This window comes from Orbaceae bacterium BiB (genome assembly GCA_036251205.1).
Classification (GTDB): Bacteria; Pseudomonadota; Gammaproteobacteria; order Enterobacterales; family Orbaceae; genus Orbus; species Orbus mooreae.
In genome coordinates, this window is the sequence record CP133958.1 from 707,363 (window position 1) to 732,475 (window position 25,113).

General features: G+C 34.9%; 20 protein-coding genes. 6 read left to right on the forward strand and 14 right to left on the reverse strand.

Annotation, left to right across the window (positions count from 1 at the left end):
* The first annotated feature begins 284 nt into the window (after positions 1–284).
* The gene (mutS, locus tag RHO11_03375; protein WVD62179.1) at positions 285–2,843 is read left to right on the forward strand and encodes a DNA mismatch repair protein MutS; all 2,559 of its coding nucleotides are present in this window, start codon (positions 285–287) and stop codon (positions 2,841–2,843) included.
* 61 nt (positions 2,844–2,904) lie between these two features.
* Here mutS and RHO11_03380 read toward each other — a convergent pair whose 3' ends face one another.
* Positions 2,905–3,858 (reverse strand): sugar-binding transcriptional regulator, encoded by a 954-nt coding sequence (locus tag RHO11_03380; GenBank protein WVD62180.1) that lies wholly within the window; start codon positions 3,856–3,858, stop codon positions 2,905–2,907.
* A gap of 307 nt (positions 3,859–4,165) precedes the next feature.
* On the opposite strand from RHO11_03380, the gene RHO11_03385 reads away from it, so the two are divergent.
* The 3 genes from RHO11_03385 (at position 4,166) to RHO11_03395 (ending at position 8,511) form a co-directional block, all read left to right on the forward strand.
* Entirely contained in the window at positions 4,166–5,542 is a 1,377-nt protein-coding gene (locus tag RHO11_03385; protein ID WVD62181.1) for a mannitol dehydrogenase family protein, read from the forward strand.
* Positions 5,543–5,665: 123 nt separating this feature from the next.
* Positions 5,666–7,132 carry a xylulokinase gene (gene xylB, locus RHO11_03390; GenBank protein ID WVD62182.1) on the forward strand — a complete coding sequence of 489 codons (1,467 nt, stop codon included), beginning with the start codon at positions 5,666–5,668 and terminating at the stop codon, positions 7,130–7,132.
* A 95-nt stretch (positions 7,133–7,227) separates the two neighbouring features.
* A complete protein-coding gene (locus tag RHO11_03395) occupies positions 7,228–8,511 on the forward strand; it encodes an MFS transporter (protein WVD62183.1) in 1,284 nt (427 codons plus the stop codon).
* A gap of 37 nt (positions 8,512–8,548) precedes the next feature.
* Here RHO11_03395 and rlmF read toward each other — a convergent pair whose 3' ends face one another.
* On the reverse strand, positions 8,549–9,499 hold the full coding sequence (rlmF, locus tag RHO11_03400) for a 23S rRNA (adenine(1618)-N(6))-methyltransferase RlmF (protein ID WVD62184.1): 951 nt from the start codon (positions 9,497–9,499) through the stop codon (positions 8,549–8,551).
* A gap of 803 nt (positions 9,500–10,302) precedes the next feature.
* Here rlmF and RHO11_03405 point away from each other — a divergent pair.
* Positions 10,303–10,782 (forward strand): hypothetical protein, encoded by a 480-nt coding sequence (locus tag RHO11_03405; protein ID WVD62185.1) that lies wholly within the window; start codon positions 10,303–10,305, stop codon positions 10,780–10,782.
* 202 nt (positions 10,783–10,984) lie between these two features.
* Here RHO11_03405 and RHO11_03410 read toward each other — a convergent pair whose 3' ends face one another.
* The 10 genes from RHO11_03410 to RHO11_03455 all read right to left on the reverse strand — a co-directional run bounded on the left by RHO11_03410 (position 10,985) and on the right by RHO11_03455 (position 21,847).
* Positions 10,985–12,484 carry a TolC family protein gene (locus RHO11_03410; GenBank protein ID WVD62186.1) on the reverse strand — a complete coding sequence of 500 codons (1,500 nt, stop codon included), beginning with the start codon at positions 12,482–12,484 and terminating at the stop codon, positions 10,985–10,987.
* Between the two features lies 1 nt (position 12,485).
* The gene (locus RHO11_03415) at positions 12,486–14,306 is read right to left on the reverse strand and encodes an FUSC family protein (GenBank protein ID WVD62187.1); all 1,821 of its coding nucleotides are present in this window, start codon (positions 14,304–14,306) and stop codon (positions 12,486–12,488) included.
* A complete protein-coding gene (gene mdtN / locus RHO11_03420; protein ID WVD62188.1) occupies positions 14,284–15,339 on the reverse strand; it encodes a multidrug transporter subunit MdtN in 1,056 nt (351 codons plus the stop codon). The genes RHO11_03415 and mdtN overlap by 23 nt, the downstream gene beginning before the upstream one ends.
* A gap of 462 nt (positions 15,340–15,801) precedes the next feature.
* Positions 15,802–16,893 (reverse strand): linear amide C-N hydrolase, encoded by a 1,092-nt coding sequence (locus RHO11_03425; GenBank protein WVD62189.1) that lies wholly within the window; start codon positions 16,891–16,893, stop codon positions 15,802–15,804.
* Positions 16,894–17,172: 279 nt separating this feature from the next.
* Positions 17,173–18,381, reverse strand: coding sequence for an aldose 1-epimerase family protein (locus RHO11_03430; protein WVD62190.1), 1,209 nt, complete (start codon positions 18,379–18,381; stop codon positions 17,173–17,175).
* Positions 18,382–18,547: 166 nt separating this feature from the next.
* Positions 18,548–19,075 (reverse strand): 6-phospho-3-hexuloisomerase, encoded by a 528-nt coding sequence (gene hxlB / locus RHO11_03435; protein ID WVD62191.1) that lies wholly within the window; start codon positions 19,073–19,075, stop codon positions 18,548–18,550.
* 80 nt (positions 19,076–19,155) lie between these two features.
* A complete protein-coding gene (locus tag RHO11_03440; GenBank protein WVD62192.1) occupies positions 19,156–19,614 on the reverse strand; it encodes a PTS sugar transporter subunit IIA in 459 nt (152 codons plus the stop codon).
* A 9-nt stretch (positions 19,615–19,623) separates the two neighbouring features.
* Positions 19,624–19,908 (reverse strand): PTS galactitol transporter subunit IIB, encoded by a 285-nt coding sequence (locus RHO11_03445; GenBank protein WVD62193.1) that lies wholly within the window; start codon positions 19,906–19,908, stop codon positions 19,624–19,626.
* 30 nt (positions 19,909–19,938) lie between these two features.
* The gene (locus tag RHO11_03450; protein WVD62194.1) at positions 19,939–21,306 is read right to left on the reverse strand and encodes a PTS transporter subunit IIC; all 1,368 of its coding nucleotides are present in this window, start codon (positions 21,304–21,306) and stop codon (positions 19,939–19,941) included.
* A 13-nt stretch (positions 21,307–21,319) separates the two neighbouring features.
* Positions 21,320–21,847, reverse strand: a complete 528-nt coding sequence (locus RHO11_03455) for an RpiB/LacA/LacB family sugar-phosphate isomerase (protein WVD62195.1) — start codon at positions 21,845–21,847, stop codon at positions 21,320–21,322.
* Between the two features lie 221 nt (positions 21,848–22,068).
* On the opposite strand from RHO11_03455, the gene RHO11_03460 reads away from it, so the two are divergent.
* Positions 22,069–22,824, forward strand: a complete 756-nt coding sequence (locus RHO11_03460) for a DeoR/GlpR family DNA-binding transcription regulator (protein ID WVD62196.1) — start codon at positions 22,069–22,071, stop codon at positions 22,822–22,824.
* A 178-nt stretch (positions 22,825–23,002) separates the two neighbouring features.
* Here RHO11_03460 and gpmA read toward each other — a convergent pair whose 3' ends face one another.
* Both gpmA and nlpD read right to left on the reverse strand, forming a co-directional pair.
* On the reverse strand, positions 23,003–23,755 hold the full coding sequence (gene gpmA, locus RHO11_03465) for a 2,3-diphosphoglycerate-dependent phosphoglycerate mutase (GenBank protein WVD62197.1): 753 nt from the start codon (positions 23,753–23,755) through the stop codon (positions 23,003–23,005).
* A 75-nt stretch (positions 23,756–23,830) separates the two neighbouring features.
* Positions 23,831–24,880: a murein hydrolase activator NlpD gene (gene nlpD, locus RHO11_03470; protein ID WVD62198.1), complete on the reverse strand. Its 1,050-nt coding sequence runs from the start codon at positions 24,878–24,880 to the stop codon at positions 23,831–23,833.
* Between the last annotated feature and the right edge of the window lie 233 nt (positions 24,881–25,113).

Sequence of the window (25,113 nt, forward strand, 5' to 3'; positions counted from 1 at the left end):
TTATATTATGTGATCTAAATACCAAATTAATTATTTTTACTTAATTTTATGATAATGTTCAGTGAATGTTCTATCCCTATATAGCAGCCGCTATAATAGATTTTACACCGTGTCCTAAAATAGCACTCCGCCATAAAACAATTATCGGTTATAATGCGATGAATTTGGTAAAAATAGAATTTTTATCCTAGCTATGCTCAAATTTATGCTATTTTGTCATACAGGATCAGACCAATAAATTGAATAAAGTCATTGAAATATAAATAAAAAGTTGAAACATCACCATGAATGATAATGAAAATTTAGTTAATCACACACCGATGATGCAGCAGTATTTAAAACTGAAGGCAGAAAACCCCGACATTCTATTGTTTTACCGTATGGGAGACTTTTATGAGTTATTTTATGATGATGCTAAAAAAGCCTCGCAACTACTGGATATATCATTAACCAAGCGTGGAGCCTCAGCTGGCGAACCGATTCCAATGGCTGGAGTACCTTATCATGCAGTTGAAGGTTATTTAGCTAAGCTGATTTCATTAGGTGAATCCGTTGCAATTTGTGAACAAATTGGCGATCCAGCAACAAGTAAAGGACCCGTTGAACGTAAGGTTGTTAGAATTGTCACACCAGGAACTGTAAGCGATGAGCAGTTACTTGAAGATCGTAAAGATAACTTATTAGCGGCAATTTGGTTAGAAGTTGAAGGCTACGGTTATGCTACGTTGGATATCAGTTCGGGTCGATTTAATATATTTGAATGTAACAGTAAAGAAGCGATGCAAGCAGAGCTTCAACGTACCAATCCCGTTGAGATACTTTATCCTGAAAGTTTTGCTAGTATGGATTTAATTAATGACCGTCATGGTTTAAGACGTAGACCCTTATGGGAGTTTGAATTAAGTACGGCTAAGCAGCAGCTCAATTTACAATTTGGCACCAAAGACTTAATCGGTTTTGGTGTTGAAAATGCAGTAAAAGCTCTAAAAGCAGCAGGCTGTTTATTACAATACGTCAAAGATACCCAAAAAACCGCTCTTCCCCATATTCGAGCAATAACCAAAGTTTCACCCGATAAATTTGTAGTGCTTGACGCGGCAACTCGACGTAATTTAGAAATTACCGAAAATCTCTCTGGCGGAGCAGAAAATACCGTTGCCGCAATATTAGATAAAACCCAGACGGCGATGGGCAGCCGTATGCTGAAACGTTGGTTACATGCCCCTATACGCGATTTATTAGTTTTAAATCAACGACAAACATCAATCGCCGAATTACAACAACAATATGATAGTATTCAACCATTATTAAAACAGATTGGTGATATTGAACGAATTCTGGCCCGATTAGCATTACGTTCAGCACGCCCACGTGATTTTGCTAGATTAAGAGATTCTTATAATATTTTACCAACGTTACAACAGGAACTCAGTACGCTACACAACCCCTATTTATTAGCGCTTCGTCATCAAATTAATGTTTTTACCGATATTGCGAATTTACTTAATCAAGCCATTATTGAAACGCCACCAGTCTTAATTCGTGATGGCGGAGTCCTTGCTGAGGGCTATAATGCCGAACTTGATGAACTAAGAGCCTTGTCAGCTGGAGCAACTAGCTATCTCGATCAATTAGAAATACGTGAACGAGAATCACTTGGCATTGATACATTAAAAATAGGTTATAATGCAATTCATGGATACTATATTCAAATTAGCCGCGGACAGAGCCATTTAGCTCCAATTCATTATACTCGCAGACAAACCTTGAAAAATGCTGAACGCTATATTATACCGGAACTTAAAGAGTATGAAGATAAAGTCTTAACTTCAAAAGGTAAAGCCTTAGCTTTAGAAAAAGCGCTCTATGATCAACTGTTTGATTTGCTATTACCTCATTTAGCTGCAATGCAAAACAGCGCAGAATCCCTGGCGGAACTGGATGTATTAACTAATTTGGCAGAACGCGCGTATAGTTTAAACTACTGTTCTCCTAAACTGGTCGATAAAAAAGGTATTCATATTGAAAATGGGCGCCATTTAGTTGTTGAACAAGTATTGAAAGAACCTTTTATTGCTAATTCATTAAACTTATCACAAGAACGTAAAATGTTGATAATAACTGGCCCCAATATGGGTGGTAAAAGTACCTATATGCGGCAAACAGCACTTATCGTTCTATTAAGTTACATCGGTAGTTTTGTCCCAGCTACATCAGCAATTATTGGCCCAATCGATCGTATATTTACTCGTATTGGGGCTTCTGACGATTTAGCATCCGGTCGTTCTACATTCATGGTGGAAATGACAGAAACTGCCAATATTATGCATAATGCAACCGAACATAGCTTAGTATTAATGGATGAGATTGGTCGAGGTACCTCAACCTATGATGGATTATCTCTCGCTTGGGCATGTATTGAAACACTAGTCAATCAGATCAAAGCTATGACGTTATTTGCGACTCATTATTTTGAACTGACACAATTACCAGAAAAAATTGCTAGTATCTACAACGTACATTTTGATGCAATAGAACATGATAATACTATCGCCTTTAGACACTCCGTTGAGGAAGGTCCAGCCAGTAAAAGTTATGGTATTGCAGTTGCAGGACTTGCTGGGGTACCAAATACAATTTTAAGACGAGCTAAACAAAAGTTAAAAGAGTTAGAACTGCTATCAAAAAATTCAACAGAGATCCCTGTAGACAGCTCGCAGTTGTCATTAATGAGTACGCCAGAACAATCTGAAGTAGAACTCGCATTAACAAAAGTCGATCCTGATGCATTAACACCAAAACAGGCGTTAGATGTACTGTACCAACTAAAAAAAATGCTTTAATAGTACTAATAAAATAACCTATTTTATAAAAAGTAAAATAGGTTATTAATCTGAGACTTAATCAATCTAACTCTTTGATCAACTTAAGTGCCGTCATTTCATCGGTTACCAACCCTTTCAAATATTGCCCCTTAAGTGCCGCCCTGATAGCACTATATTTATGTTCACCCGCTGCAAATGCAATAACATTGTAATCTGAATTAGCAGGCAGACGAATACTTGTTGTTAAATCATTAAATTCACTAACAACCGGTTTACCATTTTGGTCAATAAAATATCCTAAAATTTCGGCGACTGCGCCAAGTTCGTTGAGTTGATTAACTTGTTCATCAGTAATAAATTGTTCAGTATTTAATGGGCAGCCTAATCCGACTTCACCAATACCAATAAAAAAGGCATCAGATTGTTGGGCTTTATCTTTAACGATTTGATAGGCTCTATGCTGGCACCAACTCTGCTTTTCTTGTGCTTGATCGACATAGAGTGGAGCAGGAATAATAAAATATTTACAGGCTATTTTTTCCGCTAATTTTAATGCGACATCATATCGTGTAGCTGAACCATCGCGAGCAATTGCACCAATTAATGAGACACTTACATGTTGTGAATCCTCACTTAGAGGAAGTGCATCAATAATATTACGTAATGTTTTGCCCGAACCGATACCAATAATTTGAGGCTTAGATTGATGAGTGAACATTCCCATAACATCAGCACCTTCTTGAGCGAGCATATCATTAATACTTTGTAGATCAGCCCCTTTAGAAGGCACAACCCTCACCAAATCAAGCTTATATTTATCAGCTAAATTCTGTGCAAGTTCTAAGCATTCACTAATAGGATGAATAATTTGTACATTCACTAAACCTTGCTCTTTTGCTGCTGACAACAAACGTTGAGCAATTTGGCGAGAAATACCTAAAATACTGGCTATATCTAATTGTGTTTTTCCTGCTACATAATATAACCATGCTACTCTAGCCGCTAAATCTTGTTTCTTATTTTCTTTATTCATTTATATACTCGCTCGCTATTTACGCATAATTAAACCTAATTTTAATAGGGATTAATGTCTTAATCAATCTAAAGCACGATATAAATAAGACATAAAGTACTAAAGCAAATAAGTGATTAATAAGTAAATTTTACACTATTTAGTCTCATTTATAAATCTTCCAACAACATTATTGAGCAAATACCATTTAATGAGCAAATGTTGATAATGTGATCATAATCTCAGACTTTAATAAAACGATAATCTAAACTATAAAAAAATGAGCAATTACTCTTTGATTAAACAAATACTCAAAATGGAGAAAAAAATGAATCATAAATCAGTTTGGATGCATATTGGTGCCGGATCTTTTCATCGAGCCCATCAAGCATGGTACCTTCATCGTCTCATTAAACAGGGGGATGATAGATGGTATATTGCTTTAGGTAATATCCGCGGTGACGTATCTCCCTTATTAAATCAATTAGCCAAGCAACACGGACAATATGTCTTAGAAACCGTATCACCTGAAGGTGAAAGGAATTATGAAACAATCACTTCAATTAAAAAAATTCTTCCGTGGGATGAAAAACTCAGTGCATTAATTGAACAAGGTAGTCAAGAAAATACAAAAGTAATTGCTTTTACAGTAACAGAAGCCGGTTACTACTTGACTCCACAACATGAACTCGATCTCAACCAAGCCGATATTCAAACTGATTTAAAAGGTAGAGCTAGTACAATCTATGGTGCATTAGAAAAGATCCTCGAAGCTAGAGTCGCTTTACATGGTAAACCGGTTACTCTACTCAATTGCGATAACTTACGCCATAATGGTGAACGTTTCCGTCATGGCTTCCTTTCATTTTTACAACAAAAAAATAACCATAAACTTCTACAATGGGTGACACAACACACAACGTCACCCAATACGATGGTTGATAGAATAACACCAAGACCAACACCAGATATTGCTGAGCGAGTAAAGGCTGCCACTGGTATTGATGATCAAGTACCTGTAATGGGTGAATCTTTTATTCAATGGGTTATTGAAGATAATTTTATTAACGGCAGACCACACCTTGAAAAAGTTGATGTTGAAATGGTGGATTCTGTATTACCTTGGGAAGAGGCTAAAATTCGAATCCTAAATGCAAGCCACAGTTGTATTGCTTGGGCTGGAACCCTTATTGGTCTGAGTTATATTGATGAAAGTACTGTTATAAAACCGATTCATGAAATGGCATGGAAGTATGTCACAGAAAATGTTATTCCTTGTTTAACACCAAGCCCATTAGATTTAGAAAAATATCGTGATGTTGTACTCGCACGCTTTAGTAACCCGTATATCAAAGATACTAATCAACGAGTCGCGGCTGATGGACTATCAAAAATACCTGGATTCATAACGCCAACCCTTACCGAATGTTATCAAAAAGATATTATTCCACAAGCAACAGCCGTCCTACCTGCGCTATTTTTTATCTTTTTCCAAAAATGGGCCAACAACCAATTACCTTACACCTACCAAGATGGTGTTCTTGATGTGCCGCTACATAAAAAAATGATGCTAGCACCAGATGCATTAATGCAATTTGTGAGTAGTGACGTTTTATTTGGTGATTTAGCTAAATCGAAGGATTTTCATCAATTGATGATTCAAACGGTTAACAAACTTGAACAATGGGTCAGTAATTATCATTAATTCAGCCGGGATCATACGTTGATACCCCATTAAATCGTGACTGCTTAGTAATAGCACTATGTCGAAAAGCGGCATATTAATGACCGCTTTTTACATCAACGCATTGGAAAAGAGGTTTTATTTATGTATCTAGGAATTGATATAGGCACATCGGAATTAAAGTCACAACTTATCGATAATACAGGAAAAATTATCACATCAAGTCATATACCATTAATCATTCATCGACCACATCCTAACTGGGCTGAGCAATCGCCACAATCTTGGTGGGATGCTACTAATCAATCGATTGCGACAATTCGACAAAAAGCACCTGAAGCTTGGTCAAAATTGCGTGCTATTGGTTTATCTGGACAAATGCATGGTGCGGTTATTCTTGATAAAAACCAGCACGTATTACGTGACTGTATTTTGTGGAATGATACTCGAAGTACCGAAGAGTGTGAATGGTTAATGGAACATTACCCAGCATTTTTATCGATCGGAGCTAATTTAGTCATGCCCGGTTTTACTGCACCTAAATTACTTTGGCTGGCACGAAATGAACCAGATATTTTCGCGCAAATAGATAAAGTTTTATTACCAAAAGATTACCTGCGTTGGCGCCTAACAGGCACACTTGTTGGTGATATGTCCGATTCTGCCGGAACGTTATGGTTTGACGTCGCCAAACGAGATTGGTCAGATACATTACTTCAGGCAACAGGTCTAACCCGTCAACAAATGCCGACGCTCATCGAAGGCTCACAAATTAGCGGAACATTACGATCCGATCTTGCCACCTTGTGGGGCGTTAACGATAACGTTATCGTTGCTGGTGGTGGTGGTGATAATGCCGCCTCTGCGGTCGGTGTAGGTGCAGTGAATAATGGTGATGCATTTATCTCTCTTGGTACATCGGGGGTGATTTTTGTCGTTAATGATGAGCTAAAAGCTAATCCACATAGCGGTGTACATGCCTTTGCCCATGCCTTACCACATCGCTGGCATCAAATGAGTGTCATGTTAAGTGCAGCAAGCTGTTTAAGATGGTTATGCAATTTATTGTCTACGACCGAAAATATTTTGATGGATGAAATAGCACAACTAACTGAAGAGCAGATCAAACACGCCCCTATTTTTCTACCATATTTATCTGGAGAAAGAACCCCTCACAACGACGCCAAAGCAACTGGTTCTTTTTTTGCTTTACGCCATGAGACAGAACGCGCAGCATTAGGCTACGCAGTTATTGAGGGTGTTGCTTTTGGTTTAGCTGACGGAATGGCAGTGTTAGGTGATACGCACATATTACAATGTAGCTTAACTGGGGGTGGTGCGCGTAGTGCTATCTGGGCACAACTTATTGCTGATATTTTAAATATACCTATTGTGACACATCCAGCAAGCTCTTCCGGGGCATTAGGTGCTGCACGTTTAGCATGGCTAGCCGATGGTGGAGATGAAGCGACCGTATGCCAAAAACCTGAAATTCAAAAACGCTACCTTCCACAGCCAAACAAACAAGCATTCCTAAATAAACGTTATCAGGTTTATAAAATACTTTATCAACAACAGAAAACAGCTAGAGCACTATTACCTACAGAATAAAAATCGTGATAAATAGCTGGCTAAAGATATTCATGATCACTCTCCAGCTAAATCACAAACATTGATTTCCACATAGTTAACATAAGGTACGGATTATGAATAATGAAAAATATTGGCTTGGACTACCCAAGCATTTGATTTGGGGATTTATTGCTATTGCGATTTTTATGAGTGGAGATGGTTTTGAGATGGCATTTTTATCAAAACACATTACTGATCTCGGCTTCTCACCCACTCAATCAGCGATGGTTTTTACTGTTTATGGATTATCAGCAGCCCTTGCAGCTTGGGCATCAGGTGTTGTTGCCGAGGTAATTACACCACAGAAAGCAATGACCATTGGTTTCATTTTATGGATTATTATGCATGCCCTATTTATGATACTCGGTTTAGATTTTCAAAATTATTTCTGTATGTTACTTTTTTATGGTATTCGCGGTTTAGCTTACCCCTTATTTATTTACTCATTTATGTTATTGCTAGTGCAAGTTGTACCCAGAGCAAGATTAGCAGCAGCAACCGGCTGGTTTTGGGCGATGTACTCAATCGGTATCGGTGTTATTGGTAGCTATTTACCTAGCTTTAGTATTCCTGTTATCGGTGAAACAGGCACACTCTGGTTTGCAATTGTTTGGGTACTTAGTGGTGGTATTTTAGCATTTTTTAGTTTACGACATATTCCAGTTGATCGATCAAAAGTTGATCTTCCACTGCAAGATAAATTGACCGAGCTTTCTCGTGCTGTCACTATTTTATTTACTAATCGCAACATCTTTTTAGCTTGCCTAATTCGGATTATTAATACTATTTCACTATTTGGTTTTGCAATTATTATGCCGCTACTATTTGTAAATCAATTAGGATTCTCGATCTCAGAATGGTTACAAATCTGGGCTGTATTTTTCTTTGTCACTATTTTTACAAATATTTTTTGGGGAATAACTGGAGAATATATTGGATGGATTCGGCAAGTGCGTTGGTTTGGCTGTATTGGTATGGCTATTTCAAGTCTAATGTTTTACTACTTACCTATCTATTTTGGCCATAACTTTTTGATCGCCTTAATTCCAGCTGTACTACTCGGTATTTTTGTAGCGGCATTTGTACCAATGACAGCTGTCTTTCCAGCTCTCGAACCGCATCACCAAGGTGCTGCAATCTCTATTTATAATTTATCAGCTGGATTGAGTAACTTTGTTGCACCAGCTGTTGCATCGTTAGTATTACCATTTTTTGATATTGTTGGCGTTGTTTGGGCCTATACTGGATTATATATTTTTGCGTTTATCCTCACCTTTATTATCAAGGTACCTCAACCAGTGAGAGTTAAACAAGCAAAAGAAACACTACAAACATTAAGCTTTGCTGAAAAATACTGATCAAAAACAGCGTCAGTTATGGATTAAATATATCGTATTATTTAACCAAGAATGACTGACGCTGTGCTACTGTTAAAAAGCTCCAAGCTACAAAACGACTCACTTTTTGACCTTGTGCCATCGGTACAATTTTTACCGCTGTAGCAGCAACCTGCTCCAATTTTGACATAATCGCCGCTAAGCTCTCTTTTTTAGAAATCAATGAAGTAAACCATAAGCATTGCTGACCATATTGCACACTCTCTTCAATCATATTATTTACAAACAGAACTTCACCACCCTCACACCAAAGTTCATTATGTTGACCGCCAAAATTGAGTTGAGTCGCTATATTTTTACCACTGTGTTTCGCTAAATTTTTTAATTTACTGCTACTACTATGCAAGGCATCTTCTGCTGACGCATGAAAAGGAGGATTACATAAAGTGAGCGCATAACGTTCATTGGCTTTAATAATCCCTGTAAAAATTGCAGTACTCTCTTTTTGCAAGCGACAAACTAATTTACCTTTTAATATTGAATTCATTTCAGCAATCATGGTTGCTATTTTTATCGATGTTGGATTAATATCACTACCAACAAAAGACCACCCATATTCCGCCTGACCAATAATCGGATAGATCGCATTTGCACCCACCCCAATATCAAGTACACGCACAGTTTTACCTCGAGGTATTTCACCATCCAGATCTTCTGCTAATAAATCAGCCAAATAGTGAATATAATCAGCTCGGCCAGATACTGGGGGGCATAAGTATTGTTCAGGAATATCCCAATAGTCCAGATGATAAAAACGTAATAGTAAGGCTTTATTTAACATTTTAACTGCATCAGGATTAGCAAAATCAATAGACAAATTACCATAAGCATTTTGGCATACATAATTAGCTAACTTGGGCAAAACTGAGATTAATTGCTCAAAATTATAACCATCTCTATGTAAATTACGAGGATGTAATTGAGCTTTAACAATCGCTGTCGTAGTCATATTCAACAATATCAAAATAAAAAGAGACGTTATTATAGAGAGTTTTCACGATTAAAGGAAAATATCTATTGGCAAAACTGATTTTTGTATAGCAAACATTACGTTATCATAAACGTTATAAATAATTGAAACAGATATTTTATTAAAGAATATTGACCTAATTTTTGTTCAGGATAAAATCAGTAGTTGAATAAAACTATAATAAATAATAATCATATAAAAGACTACGCATCTAAGGAATATACTTATGAAAATAACAAAAAAAAATCATTACACTAGCAATTTCCACTCTAATAAGCCATCACGGTTATGCCGATGACAATATAGCAAATAAATTAGGTAGTTCAGTTCGTGACGCATTCGGTAGCTTTAAAGATGGATTTATTCAAAAAGGCGAAGAACGGGATCTATTACAAGTTGAATTAACAAATAATCCTAATTTAGCTAACTTAACAATTAATAGTGCTAAAGAATCTGGTTTTTTAGAGGTAGGTCTTAATAATGGCATAACCTGCTATCTGATAAGCTCAACACCATTTAATGGTACATTAGTTGCCAAAGCGTATGACAAAAATGGCACTGAACTAGGGTATAGCGAACAAATCGTATTTCTAGACGAAAACAGAGGAAAAGAGATTATTTTTGATTTTCCAAGAGTCTTAAAAACGAATTTAGTTGATAAATATGTCATAGATTACCAAGAAAATAATATCACTATTGATGTATCACCAAAAATTGAATCAGAACTTGGCTTACAGTTTATAAAAGTCGATGTACCAAACAATAATCAATTGACTGCTTATGTGATTACCAAAAAAGAATTAAATAGCCGTTTAATCGCAAAAGCATATGATAAAGATGGCAATGAAGTCAATCGTGATGCTCAAACGATCTGGTTTGCCGATAATACGGCAAAAGAGATCACCTTTGATTTTAAAGATATCTCTAAAGTTACACGTTATGCAATTGAAATTGCTGAAAAAGTAACTATCCCAATTGACATAACAAATTCAATATCAACTGCGGGACTTCGTATTACAAGAACAACTGAGAAGGCGGAATATAATAGATTTAGCCTAGTCAGTTATATTATCGCTGATAATAATTTCAATGGTCGCCTGATTGCAAAAGCTTTAGACAGTAAAAATAGAGAAATAGGTCGAGGCGTTGTTACTGTAGAATTATTGGAAGATGATGCGCAAGAGTTTACCTTTAACTTTCCTCAAGGTATGAACGTTGAAAATGTTGCCAAAATTACTATTGAGGAGAAAGAAAAAAAATAATAAATTAATAGGATTTTACTAGATTTCAGCCGTATTTATCGATATTTAGCATAAATACGGTCGAGTTATAAAACAAATAAAAATGCTATTCTTAAATAATCTGATGGATAAAGCGTATTTATAAAACGTCGATGTAAGCAACTGTGCTTATATTAAATAACTCATTTTCAAACTTAAATTAAGTCATCCTATCCTACGATTATTACTGTATTGCAGGTAAAAAACGATTATTTAAAATTTGCTCACTATTAGTTACAAAGCCGAGTAAAAAAGCCAGATTTGATGCTGCAATAAGTGATGCAGTATAGGTTTGTGATTCGATTTGTTTTGCATATATCAACCCTTTCATAGATTCATTAACCTGAGTGATCGTTGCAAATCCTTGCTTATATGATGCGAATGAAGCATTATAAGTGACTTCTGCTGTTTTAGTTAAATTAATGGCTGATTGATAAGATTCTAATTCAGAATTAAGTGTATTAATAGCAATAACAATTTCATTAGCGGCATTATTTTTGATTTTATTAAACTGCTCAATAGACTCTTGCTCTAAAGATTTGGCTTGTGCAATTTTCAGATTACTACTACCACCAGAATATAATGGAATATAAATACCTAAAAAAACATTAGAGTTATTACTAGTTTGATTGCTATCAGAAAAATTCTGTACGCCCCAATTTGAATGATTGCGACTTAAATTCCCACCTAAAAAAACTTTAGGAAAATAGTCTTTTTCAATCATACTTACATTGGCTTTGGTATTTTTAACCATCTCATAACTTGCTAAAATATCAGGTCGATTTGCCAAAGCTATATCTATCCATTTATCTGCTGAAACATTGATATTTTTAGGTAGTACTCTATTTTCATCCATTTTAATATTTATTTTCATTAATGGATTTAACCCCATCGCTTTCAATAGCAGTTGATAACTATTTTTTTCATTATTCTTTTTAAGAACATGATTTAATTTTGATTCTGAAACCAGTTGTTCAGCTTGCGCGACTTCAACTAATGTCGCCAATCCTAATTGATTTTTCTTTTTAACCGCTTTTTCTATCTCTACTGTTTTATCCAATACTTGTTCCGCAAAAATCCGTTCTTTCACAATCTGATTGTAACTAAAATAAGCTGTCGTAACATTTTGAACAAATGCTTGATTAGCCAGATAAAAATTATATTTTAATGCAGAAACAAGATGATCATTTGAGGATAAAAGATCTGAACGTTGTCCAAAATCGAAAATAAGCCATTGCAAAGAGAGGTTAGGAATAATACTCTTTGTATTAGTATCCACATGAATAGAATCAGTTAAATCAAAATCATTTTTTAAATACCCTCCAACAACATTTGCCGAGACTCTCGGTAAAAATGTTGTTTTAATAAGTTCTGAATTAATTGCAGCTTGTTTAGCTTGTTGCCATGCCATTCGTAATTGAGGATTACTGTTTTGAGAAAGATCAATGAGCTCAACTAAACTATATTCATGCGTAGCTTGAATATTAATACTAGATGGTAATGTAGTTAGCGTACTATCATTATTTATGGTTGATGGCGTAATTTTTATATCATTAATACCGACCGCTGGCATATGATCCCAGTTTTCACTATACGAGACACAGCCACTTAATCCACCAATAATAAATATTACCCCCAAAAACCGACATTTTATTAACGCAACGTGTAACATGGAATTTTTCAATTTAAATATCCTTTGAAAGAGAAATGATATTTCTATGTAACAGTTTGTTCAGTTTATATATATTAGCGATATTTTCACTATCAATTACATTATTCTTAATAAATTGTAACAGTTCATTTTGATAACGCTCTTTTTTAACTGCGGCGATAGGCAACAATAATAGTGTATTTACTTTAGATAATTTACGAATCAGGATATATATTACTTTAACTTCATCTGTTGATAATTTCATTAAATTAATATCAAAAATAACTAATTTAATATCATAATCAATATTATTAATCTTATTGATCAATTTTATAAAATTAACTAAATCTGTTTGTTGCCGCTTCACAGTATTAGTCGAGGACAAACGTAATACATCAGTAAGCTTATTATAGATACTGGCTGATAGTGACACTGGCCATAAATAAGTAAAAATGACAAAACAGACTACATTACCTAAAAGAATACCTAATATACGATCTTGTGCTACTACTAAATCAGTACTTGGCGAAAAACCATTTAATACGGTTAATAAGAATGCTAAACCAATTTGAACTCCAGCATAGGAAAATAACTCACTACCTACCGTTATCCATGATGGTAATAACATGCCGATAAAAATTAATATAAATAGTGCAGCTATTGTTTGTAGATCGGGAACAATATAAATAATGGTCAATACCCCCATTAAAGCCCCCAATAGGCATCCCATAATTCTCAATAGTAATTTATGTATAGTTTCTGCTGTTGTACCTAGTGCCACAACATAGCATGTAATCATTGCTGTATGAATACCTTGCCAATCAGTTATAGTATATATGCAGTAACAAATGATAGCAGAAATAGTAACCTTAAAAGCAAAAGCGTGATAACGTAATTTAGAATAATGATTTATATCCTTTTTTTTAGGTAGTCTCTTTTTTACACTTTCTTCGGGAATTATTGAGAATTCATTCAACGTATTACATAATTCATGTACTACTAAATTATCATCCAGCTCAGCAACATTGATATCCATTTGATTTGTATTAATCATTACTCGTAATTTCTGACAATAGTCGCTTAAAATAGTTCTTGTTTCGATTGAAGTATCTCTCGGAATAATTGTTGCCAGCGCAAGTAATCGGTGAGTTTGTTTATTAATGTGTTCTAGCCAACGCAATTTTTCTTTTGATTGAAGGTGAAATATTTTTATGATTTTCAAATGCGATTCACAATCTAATGTACTATCCTTCAATAATAGATCAAATTTATATTTATTATTTGCAGGCTCTTTTATGATATCTTGCACAATCGACAATCGATATAGATATTTTTCGATTAATATTGTTTGACTTTTCTTACCGATCACACCATTAAAGAGAATCATTAAAAACATCGGTGAAGCAGCCATTAACAAGGCATAAAGCAGTCCCCTTGTAGCAATTTCACCGGTTGGCACATCGCTTATCAGTGTGAGCAAAAACGCGACAACTAATGCAAGTAGATTACCAATTCGCGTCACATTAAACATGGCGCCCAAAAATACCAACAAATATGAACAACAAAAAATAGTAATAAAACGCAAAAAAGGACTATTAATCGTCAAATTGATAATAATAAAAATAAAAAAGACGGTTAACGAAAGTAAAATTATAATTGCAATCGCCATAACAATATTTTCGTTTGCATCTATTTTCATTAAATAGATAATCAAATAGCAGCTAATAGCCGATTCAGGGATCTCGTAAACCATGGCAAAAACAGCCATTAATGCACACAATAGCGCGATACGCCAAGTTAAAGCATATCGACCAGGAAATATCTCCGTTATATTAGAAAGCGGTGCAAACTTCATTTTGTATTATCGATATTGCTGATGCTCCTACTCTCATTAGCTCTTCTGGTGGATCAATCAGATTAATTCTCACAGGAAATCGTTGCTCAACATGAACCCAGTTTAATGATTTAGGAATATAAGGTAATTTAGTCGGAATATCGATTAATTCAGTTGAAGTAACTCCCCAGCCAATCCCTTGAACATAGCCTTTTATTAACTGATTTTTATTGGTCATCGCATAAACTTTTACACAACTATTTAATCGAATATGTTCGAGTTCTGTTTCTCGATAATATGCAGACACGTACCATTGATCTGTATCAATAAGCGTGAAAACAGACTGACCAGAAATAACAAATTGCCCTACAGAGGTATTTAGTCCAGAGATAAGTCCATTACTCGGGGCAAAAATGTCGGTATTTTCCAGCTCCCATTGTGCAAACTCAACCTCGCTACGTCTTGCTTCGACTAATGCTTGTTCAATATCGGTATTATTAACTAAAGCTTCTGCTGCAACAGCCTGACTTAATGCTTGCTGATAACTGAGTTGTGCATCACTTTTTAATGTACGAGCATCATCAACTTGTTGTTTAGTTACATAACCTTTTGCCAGCAACGGCTCTAACCTTGCTAATGTATCTGTTGCCAGCTCTAAGTTGGTTTTTGCCCGATTAATTTGCTTGTTACTAATATCATAATTAGACTCTTCAGCTATGATATTTTTCTTTTTAGTATTTAATGTTGCCTCAGCCATTACCAGTGCAGATTTTGCCTGAGATAAACGAATAAGATAAGGCATTTTTTCAATTGAAAAAAGTAAGTCACCTTTTTTTACCTTACTATTATCTTTTACGTAAATATTGGTTATTCGACCTGGTACTGTTGATGAAACACTGATTGTATCAGCATTAACAATCGCATCTTCAGATAGTGGATTAGTAATGATAGAATTAAACCAATAACGCGAACAAAAAATCGCAATAAAAAGCACAATGATTACAACAAGAGTAGCAATTTTCTTTTTTTTGTTCTCTTTTATTAAATTTTTCATAAAATTAACCATTTATTTAAGAGAATAATAATGAAAATAAAAAAGCAAAAATAGCAACTAATGAGATATAAAGTATAGGCTTATAGTTAATTAATTGATCAATGCTGATTTTTATAAGTAAAATGCGGGCAAGTAGTACTAGAATAATACTGGCTATAAAATAAAAAATCCAAGAAGGAAAATAACTGCCTAAAAAAACAACAACGGGAGGTCCTTCCTGTTTACAAGATGTCAAAAAGACAGTCATCAATAAAATCAATAGATATTTTTTCATATAAAATAATTAGATTTGCTAAATAGTTACATACACAAAAGAGTAAACTAAGTATAGAAATAATCTTTTCATCATCTTTTCATGGTCTACAAATACAATGGCAAAGTAATCTGACAGTGTGATTTGAAATAATAGAAAATAAGAGTACTTAAATAAATAAAATAGTACTCTTATCACGATGATACTTACTACAATTTATTGGTGTTTATCTGTACAAAAACAGCGCTTTGACTATTTTTATACTGTTCCAATGAATATTGGCTATAATTAATATCATTATATCCTCTAACCATTATATTGCCACCACTTAAGTCAGACAAACTGGTCCAAACAGTATATTCAGATGATTGTATTGTTGTCTTTTCTGAAGACTCATTAATAGAGTCATCAACAGTAATATCTTTTAATCGATCAAAACGATTCATAATGTGGGCAAGTACATTCATCGCATCACTTGGATTATTAACTTTTGGTGCATATGAAGTATAATACACAGCTCGAATGAACCGTCCAACCGAAGTGTCTGAAGATGGTAGCGCGGCCACAGCGATACCACTATCCGGTTGAGTTACTCTGATATTACCGAAAACCGACGTAGAGTGGTCAACATTATTTAATTGGGTATAATTATTTAGGTTCTCTAAATGCCATGGGAAACTCGGTCCGTTAGTCATTACTTTGGTCGGATTATCATAGACCTTTAACTGACCATTTGAGGCTTCAATAACAATACTATTCCCCGTTTTATCATAGAACACAAAATGAAAAGGTGATTGAATTCCGCCAAATGCGTCTAAAACAGGAGCCCAAAACTTAGCTGATTTCATTGCTTCAGCAACTTGCTTGGTTGTTGAAAAATTAGATAAAGCCCACTCACCTAATGATGTATAAGGAATTGAATGTTCATAATCGGATACTGCAATTGGTGCTAAATTAAAATTAGAGATCATATTAGCGCTAAAAGATAATCCCTGATCATTTAACCCCTGAAACATATTATGCTGATCGCCATCATTATAAACATCAGTAGTAATTGCTAAAATAGCATATTTTGAACTATAACTAATGGCATTTGAACCATTTGGTGACAACTTTTGAAAGAAAGTGCTTTTTGGATAGTACGTTATCCAAGAGGGTAAATCATCGCTTAACTCCAATGTCCGGCCATGATATACATTGTTGTTTTTATCACTGATCGCCAAACTAGAGCAAGCAAGAGCCGTAAACGAAACCGGTAGCATTATCATTAAACCTAAACTAACTAGCTTACTTAACCTCATTACCTTCTCCTTATTAAGCCTAAAGAAAATTAAAATGCATATATTTGTGTCGAATAACTAGTCCCTACATAGTAACACTTACGAAACAAAAATAACACCTATAACTCTAATTTTATTTTCTCAAATATTCTGGGGTAATTAGGTAAAATCTATAGTTGTTTATTGAATACTTTTTTATAACTGGTGCTCTATCTAAACTATAATTATGGCTGTCTATTTTGTATAATTCCACGAATTAAAAATACCCCATCAACCGATGGGGTAAATTATAAAACTTTTTTATTCATAAGCTATTGGTTGTTCGACAACGGTTGTTAATCGATCACCTTGAATAGCTTTAATCTGTTGTTTATAAGTGTCTACAGCTTTTTTATCTGATAGTAAGCTATAAACTAACGTGAATGTTGCGCTCTGCCCTGGTTCCAGCTGACGAACGCGTTTTTGTTCTCGTTCAATCGTGACTGGGTAAGCAAAACTGGTGCCTGGTTCTAGACCGGTAACATAACCCTGTTTAAGGGTATCTGTATTTTTCCATAATGACAACACTGGCAACTGTTTAACATTAAATGAAATACCAGCCCCCTTCGTACCATCTTGGCTTGCCACCATAACCTGAGTTTGTCCCTTGTCGTTAGCATAAGGATAAACATTAAAGACCATCTCATCAAAACCTTGTGTTGGTCCTAAATAAGTTGTCCAATCTTGTAACCCTAATTTTGCATAATCGTTAAATGGAGAGATCTCTTTAACTGGTGCAATAAACTGAGCACCCTCACCTAAAATTGGCGTACCATAATTACTGTGGTAAATAATTTGATAATCGCGAGTATAGTCGCCTTGATTAGTTACGACATCATGAACAGTAAAAGAGCGTTCACCTGGTACATAGCTTAATGATGCCCAAGTTTCTAAATTACTTTTTTTGAACGTATTTTCTTTAATTAAACCCTTCACAGTAATGGTATATGGCGCATTTTCATCAATATCAACAATCAATTTTGATACCGGTGTATTAGCTGCACGACCATGTAAAGTATACATCATACCGTCTGCCGCTACAGCATGACCTGTCCACTCAAAACCACAACGAACCATCATTTCATTAAAACCATCTAACCAACCAATCCCGCCGCGGCTTTCTAAATTGATATTAGCTGGATTAACCACTTCATCGACAGGAGAGTCCCATCCCATGCGAATACCATCACCTTCAACGGCTAAAATGCCCATACCGCGAGTTGGACTGAGTTTTATCGAGAAATCACCACTACTAATAGTAATCACTTCTGAACCTTGTTGTTTACCACCTTGTAATACGGTATTTTCAACCTTAAATGTTTTACCTTTTACGCTAACATCTTTATCTGAAATAGACCAATTGCCTTTTGCAATACCTTTTTCATTATCAATTAGCACAAACTCTTTAGCCATTACGCTACCAGAAATTAAACCTAAAATGACTGCACACGAAAGCAACTTAATTTTCATTGGAATTTCCCCTTGCTGTTGAATAACTGAATCGTTTCAGCTAATATGCCATAAGGATATTAAAAATGATGCGACCACTGTCACAAATTTAGAATAAAAGTTGATCTAAAATAAGCAACTTGATGAAATTAATGAAAACTATGCAAGCAAGATTACTGAGTTTGAGTTATTCAATATCAGCGTGTCTCTGCTTCATCGATCGTGATGTTTCACCTTGTGCGGACATTAATGACAAAATAATACTGTCATATAATAAAAACGATGTTTGTTCAAATAATGTGCCCATTGGTTGAACTGATTGATGATTATCAAATGGAATAATTACAACACAGTCCGCTAACTTAGCCAACGTTGAATTCGCATTAGCGGTAATTAAAACAAGTTTAATATGATTTGCTTTAGCCAATTTAGCTTGCTCAACAAGACGAATCGTTTCACCTGAACCAGAGCCAATAAGCATTAAATCTTGAGGCTTAGAGTGAGGAGATGTTATCTCACCAACTACACTTACCGAATAGCCTAAATGCATTAAACGGTTAGCAAATGCGTTAATTACCACACCTGATCGACCTGCGCCAGTCAGAAAAATATGTTTACTTTGACGAATTGACTGAATCAACAACTTAACTTGTTGTGAATCAATTTTTTCGCTTAATTGACCTATTTCTTTAATAATTTTAAAAATATTGTCCATTTATGCTCCAACTATTTTAGCAAATAGCAGATATATCAATAAAAAAAGCGTCAATTAGACGCTAATGGTTTTATACCCAATTATGCATTTTGCAGTAGTTCATACACCATTTTAACTAACTCTTCTTTACTCATGCTTGAGCAGTTTGTAATAAAAGAGTCGTTTTGAAATGCTCTTACAAGTTTTCTTAAAATCGTGATATGTTGCTCTCCTGATGCTAAAGCCAAATTGAAAACTAATCGACAATCGACACTTAACGAAGCATCCTCCATTAATCCGAAAGCAACACTATTTTTCAATCGAACAATACTGATACTGCTATTTCTAACTAACTCCGCATTCGCATGGGGTATTGCAATACCAACACCATTACCCAATAATAATCCTGTCGGAAAGTTTTGTTCACGATCAATACAAGCTTGAATATAATCTTGATAAATATCTTCGTTGACTAATAGTGCATTACCAGCACATTTAATCGCACTTTGATAATCCGTAATGTCATCGTTACCATCATTAACTAATATATGAATATTCATCAACATTACCTATTTTAATATTTCAGCTTTAACTGCCGCAAAAATTTCCTCTTCGCCAAGACCTGTTAATAATCCAGCTCCAACAATAACCGGAGTTATAATACCTGGATTATCTAATTTGGTTGATGAGACAACTAAATCATAACTATTAAATGTATCGGTTGAACAAGCCATTAATGAAGATTTATCTACTTGAGCAACTAATTTTTCTTCTTTCAAAAAATCTTGCAAAACCGATACCATAATTGACGATGAAGCGATACCATTACCACACACAACTAGAATTTTTTTCATTTACAAGTCCCTCTTTAAATAATTGAATAACTACTCTTGTTCAGCGCTAACTTTTAACTGTTTATGCGCTTTTTTCTTTAATAAATATCCGACTGATAACAAAATTAATCCAACTAACGCATAGCCAAATATTCCAATATAACTCATCGCGGCGAATAGACCCGTAAACGGATTCGCTGATGGGTTTAATGACGTATACATCACGCTAGCATCAGGATCTGTCCCAAATTTTTGAAAGACTTCATTGGTTGCTGGCGTCATCCATGAAGCGATGTATAAACCACCACCAAATAAGAAAATAGAGGTAACCCACGTTCGAATAATATTGCCTTTAAATACTGGCACCATACAAGCAATAAAGAATACAAATTGTGATAAATCACCAAGAGGCATCACTTTATTCCCAGGTAAAATAACCGCAAGAATAACAATAACTGGAATCAATAATAAAGCTGGTGCAATCACGGATGGATGACCAATGATTAATGCTGTATCCATGCCAACGGTAATATCTCGCTTAGGGAAACGTTTAACCAGTTTTTTACGAACTACATTTGATAAAGGCACTAAACCTTCCATCATAATTGATGTCATTCTTGGTAATAACAGCATAACAGCAGCTAAATACATTCCTAACTGAATACTTGCAATAACGGTTTCATAAGGAACAGACCAATCATAACCAGCAAATCCTAATAACACACCAATAATAAAACCGACTGTAATTGGATCACCAAGTATACCAAAACGTTTTTGAATACTTTCTGCGGTTACATTCAAATTTCTAAATCCAGGGATACGATCATAAATCCAGTTAAATGGGTAAGCAAACATCAAGTAAGTATTCGCAACAGGATGAGAGATTGAGACACCTTTTGGTAAATTAAAAAATTTCTCATTATTTTTTGCCCCAAGATCTGCAGCAATTAATGCCCAAACATGTAATAGTGCAGCACTTAATACACCATATAAAAAGCTACCAGAAAAAGCATAAATAATGGCACCCATTGAAGCATTTTGATGAAGGTTAAATACATCAACATTCACGCAATCAGTGATACGGACCAGAAGTAGTATCACATTCACCGCAACACATAACGGAATAATAATTGGTCCTAAACTAGAACCAAATCCCATTACGGCAGTAGCTGCACCACCGACATCAATTGCACTTAAAGATGAGTCGGTACTTGCAGCAAGACCTGTAACTGCTGGTGCCATTTTTTCTAACATAAAGCGGATTGTCATCGTTAATGCAATAAAACCGATACCCACTTTCATAGCAGATGAAATACATTCAGATAACGGTCGTCCTAATGCCAATAATAGAAATAAAAAAATCACAGGGATGAAGATAAAATTACCTAAATCATTAATAAATTGTGTTATAAATTCCATACTATTTAGCCTCTCAGTTTTTATCATCAGGTCTAAAACCCATGTTCCATGCAACATGAGCAGGTTTAATTAATAATTCATTATCATTTTTTTCAGCGGCTAAAAGATTCTTTTTTGAATTTTCCCTTGCAGTCTTAAAATCAAAGGCTTCATCATACCAAGCATCTAATACTGTTTTTGCATACTCTAAACTATTGACTCGACAACCAAGTCCAATAATTTGAGCATTATTGCTTAGTCTGGCTCGTTTTGCTGAATAAGGATTAGTCACCGCAACAGCTCTAATTCCCCAGTGTTTATTGGCTTGACAAGTAAAACCAATTCCTGTGCCACAAATATAAATACCTAAGCGACAGACATCTTTTTGAATCAGAATCGACATTTCATCAGCTAATTGAGCAAAGGTATTTATGCCATTTTCCTTTAATTTTACAGGATCATAAACAATCTCAGCATTTTTATGTTCAATTAAGTATTTTTTTAGCTCCTCTTTAAATTCAAATCCTAAATCATCACTTGCTATGGCAATCTTAGTTAACATCACTTTCTCCTATTCTGTGACTAAGTTAGCCAATATTACAATTGGCTTTAGTTGACTGTCAATAGTGATCTAAATCACATTTTTCATAATCTATTGTTTAATAATGACAAATAAACCAATTAAAACCAAATTAATTTTTGTGTTTTATTGTTACTGGTATTTTGTGATATGATTTAACACATTAAAAATAAGGAGCTATCCAAGTACAAAGGTTGAATACGATGTTATTAATGGATGAGAGAAGAGAAGTCATTTTAGAAGAACTTATTACGCAAGGTGTCGTTTATGTGAGTGAGTTAGCTAAAAAATACGATGTCACTTATGAAACAATTCGTAAAGATTTAACCTATTTAGAAGAACGTGGTTTTTTGGTCAAAAGTCATGGTGGCGCAACGTTAAAGCAAAATTCGATTGAAAACTCTTTTCAAGTACGAGAAAAAGAGAACATTAGTTTTAAAAAAGTAATCGCCAGAAAAGCACTTGAACTGATACCAAACAATAGTTCCATCATTATTGGTACTGGTAGCTCAACCTTAGAATTAGCCAAGTTATTATCAATTAAATCTGGCTTCAAAATCTTTACTGATTCACTACCTGTTGCATCCTTACTGATACAATCTAATAACCAAGTTTTTCTATTTGGTGGTGAGCTACGTGATAAGAGCTCATCGGTATGTGGGGGATGGACTGTATCAATGATTAATGAAATTCAAGTTGATATCTGTTTTTTAGGTACAGATGGATTTAGTAATCTACAAGGCCCTTCTAGCCCATCTTCCTCTGACGCTTATGTAGATAAGGCTATTATTGCCCATTCTGATAAGAAGTATATTTTGGGTGACTATACTAAGTTTACTCGCAAAAGTTTATATAAAATTTGCGATTGGAATAGTATTACGGCCTTAATTACCAATTCAATTGCCGATAAAGAGTTGGTTGAAACTATCGCGAAACAGACATTAGTGATAACTTGTTAATTAATTAGCTCCTAACGATATAATTAATAATAAAATTTAAATGCGATAACAACAATTATACTACCGGTAATGATGAATGGTTGACCTTTCTCTGGTTATATTGCTAAAACCAATTAAAACCAACAATAAAAAAGCCCAATCTAATTGGGCTTATATTGACTAACCTGATACCAAATAACTATTTAGCTTTACCTTGATTCGCTACTGCTGCTGCTTTAGCTGCAATCGCCTCAGCATCGCCTAAATAGTAATGCTTAATTACCTTCATCTTATCATCAAACTCATAAACTAACGGTACACCCGTTGGAATATTAAGTTCAACAATTTCATCATCACCGATATTATCAAGATATTTCACTAGTGCACGCAAAGAGTTACCGTGAGCAGCAATAATAACGCGTTCACCTTTAGCTACTTTTGGCTCAATTGCCGATTTCCAGTACGGGATCACACGTTCGATAGTTAGAGCTAAACTTTCTGTTAAAGGTAACTCTGAATCTGATAAATTATGATAACGCACATCATGACCAGGATAACGTTCATCTGATTTTTCTAATGCAGGTGGTGTAATTGCAAAACCTCGACGCCAAAGTTTAACTTGCTCATCACCATATTTAGCAGCCGTTTCAGCTTTATTTAAACCTTGCAAAGCACCGTAATGACGTTCATTTAAACGCCAATCCTTTTCAACCGGTAACCAAGCTTGTTCAACGCCATCGAGAACAAGCCATAAAGTATGAATTGCACGTTTTAATACAGACGTAAAGGCTAAATCAAACTGATAGCCTTCTGCTTTTAATAACTTTCCGGCATCGATCGCTTCTTGGTTACCTTTTGCTGAAAGCTCAACATCAGTCCAACCACAAAAACGATTCTCTTTATTCCACTCACTCTCACCGTGTCTGATTAAAACTAATTTTTTTACTGCCATGGATAACTCCTTAGTTAATTAATTCTATTATGTTACAAACACGCTCACACTTTACTTACTTTTATTATTTAAATCTTACTGTTTAGGTAAAAACTTCAATGGATCTACTGATTTTGCTTGGTAACGAATTTCAAAATGTAAACGCACTGAGCTTGTCCCTGTATTACCCATTGTTGCAATCTGTTGTCCAGCTTTAACATCTTGTTGTTCTTTAACTAAAATGCTTTGGTTATGAGCATAAGCAGTTAAATAATCATCATTGTGTTTAATAATAATTAAATTACCATAACCTGGTAAAGCATTACCGGCATAAACCACTCGACCTGCTGCTGCAGCTTGAATACTATCACCTAATGAACCAGCAATATCAATCCCTTTAGTTGAGTTTGAAAATGTTTCGATTAACTTACCTTTTACTGGCCATTGCCAAGTAATATTAGCAACCGTTGCCGATGGACTAGTCACTGCAGTGCTTGCCGTCGTCGACTCAGTTTTAGTCGCAGTTGTAGTAACTTGCGTTGGCGGCTGAATTTTACTTGATGTTGTTGTTGTGGTGGTAGTCGTTGTTGCGATTGGTTTTGCGGTGTTAGCATTCGTAGTAGTCTGCTGTGTAACAACAACAGTTGTGCCGCCGCTCACATCCAATACCTGACCGACACTTAATTCATAAGGTGCCGCAATATTATTTTTAGCTGCTAATGAACGGAAATCATTCCCGGTGATCCACGCGACATAAAACAGTGTATCGCCGCGTTGCACAGTATATGAGTTATCTTTATAACCACCTTTTGGAATCTCATCATAATTACGATTATAAACTATACGCTCTTGCGTTGTCGTAACTATATTGCCATTAGATTTCACTGTAGAGGTTGAAGTATTAACGTTATTAGTGGTATTAACCGATCCTGCAGTAATATTCTTCGGCGGCGCAACATAGGCAGATGAACTATCATATGAGGTACTATTATTATTCGACCTAACTGTCGACGATGGTGAATCAGATAAATCTTTAATTTGTGCTGAATTAGTTTGTGAACAGGCAATTAACGAAAAAGCTAATAGACTAATAGACGATATTTTAGCAAAATTACGATTTATTTTTAGATTATCTTGCGTTATCAAAGCAATACTCCCTAACATATTTTTATTTATTTTATTAACTAGTTTAACGTTAATTAACAAAAAACTCAGTTTAAGCTGCAATTATTATACACGTATTATACAAAAAAACATGATAATGAATGCTTATTAGTATAATCATTATTAACAGTTAATAATCACCTGTTTTATATCATATATAATAATTACTCGGAACTCCGCTTTTTTTGTGCTAATTTAATAGCAAAATGAGCTCT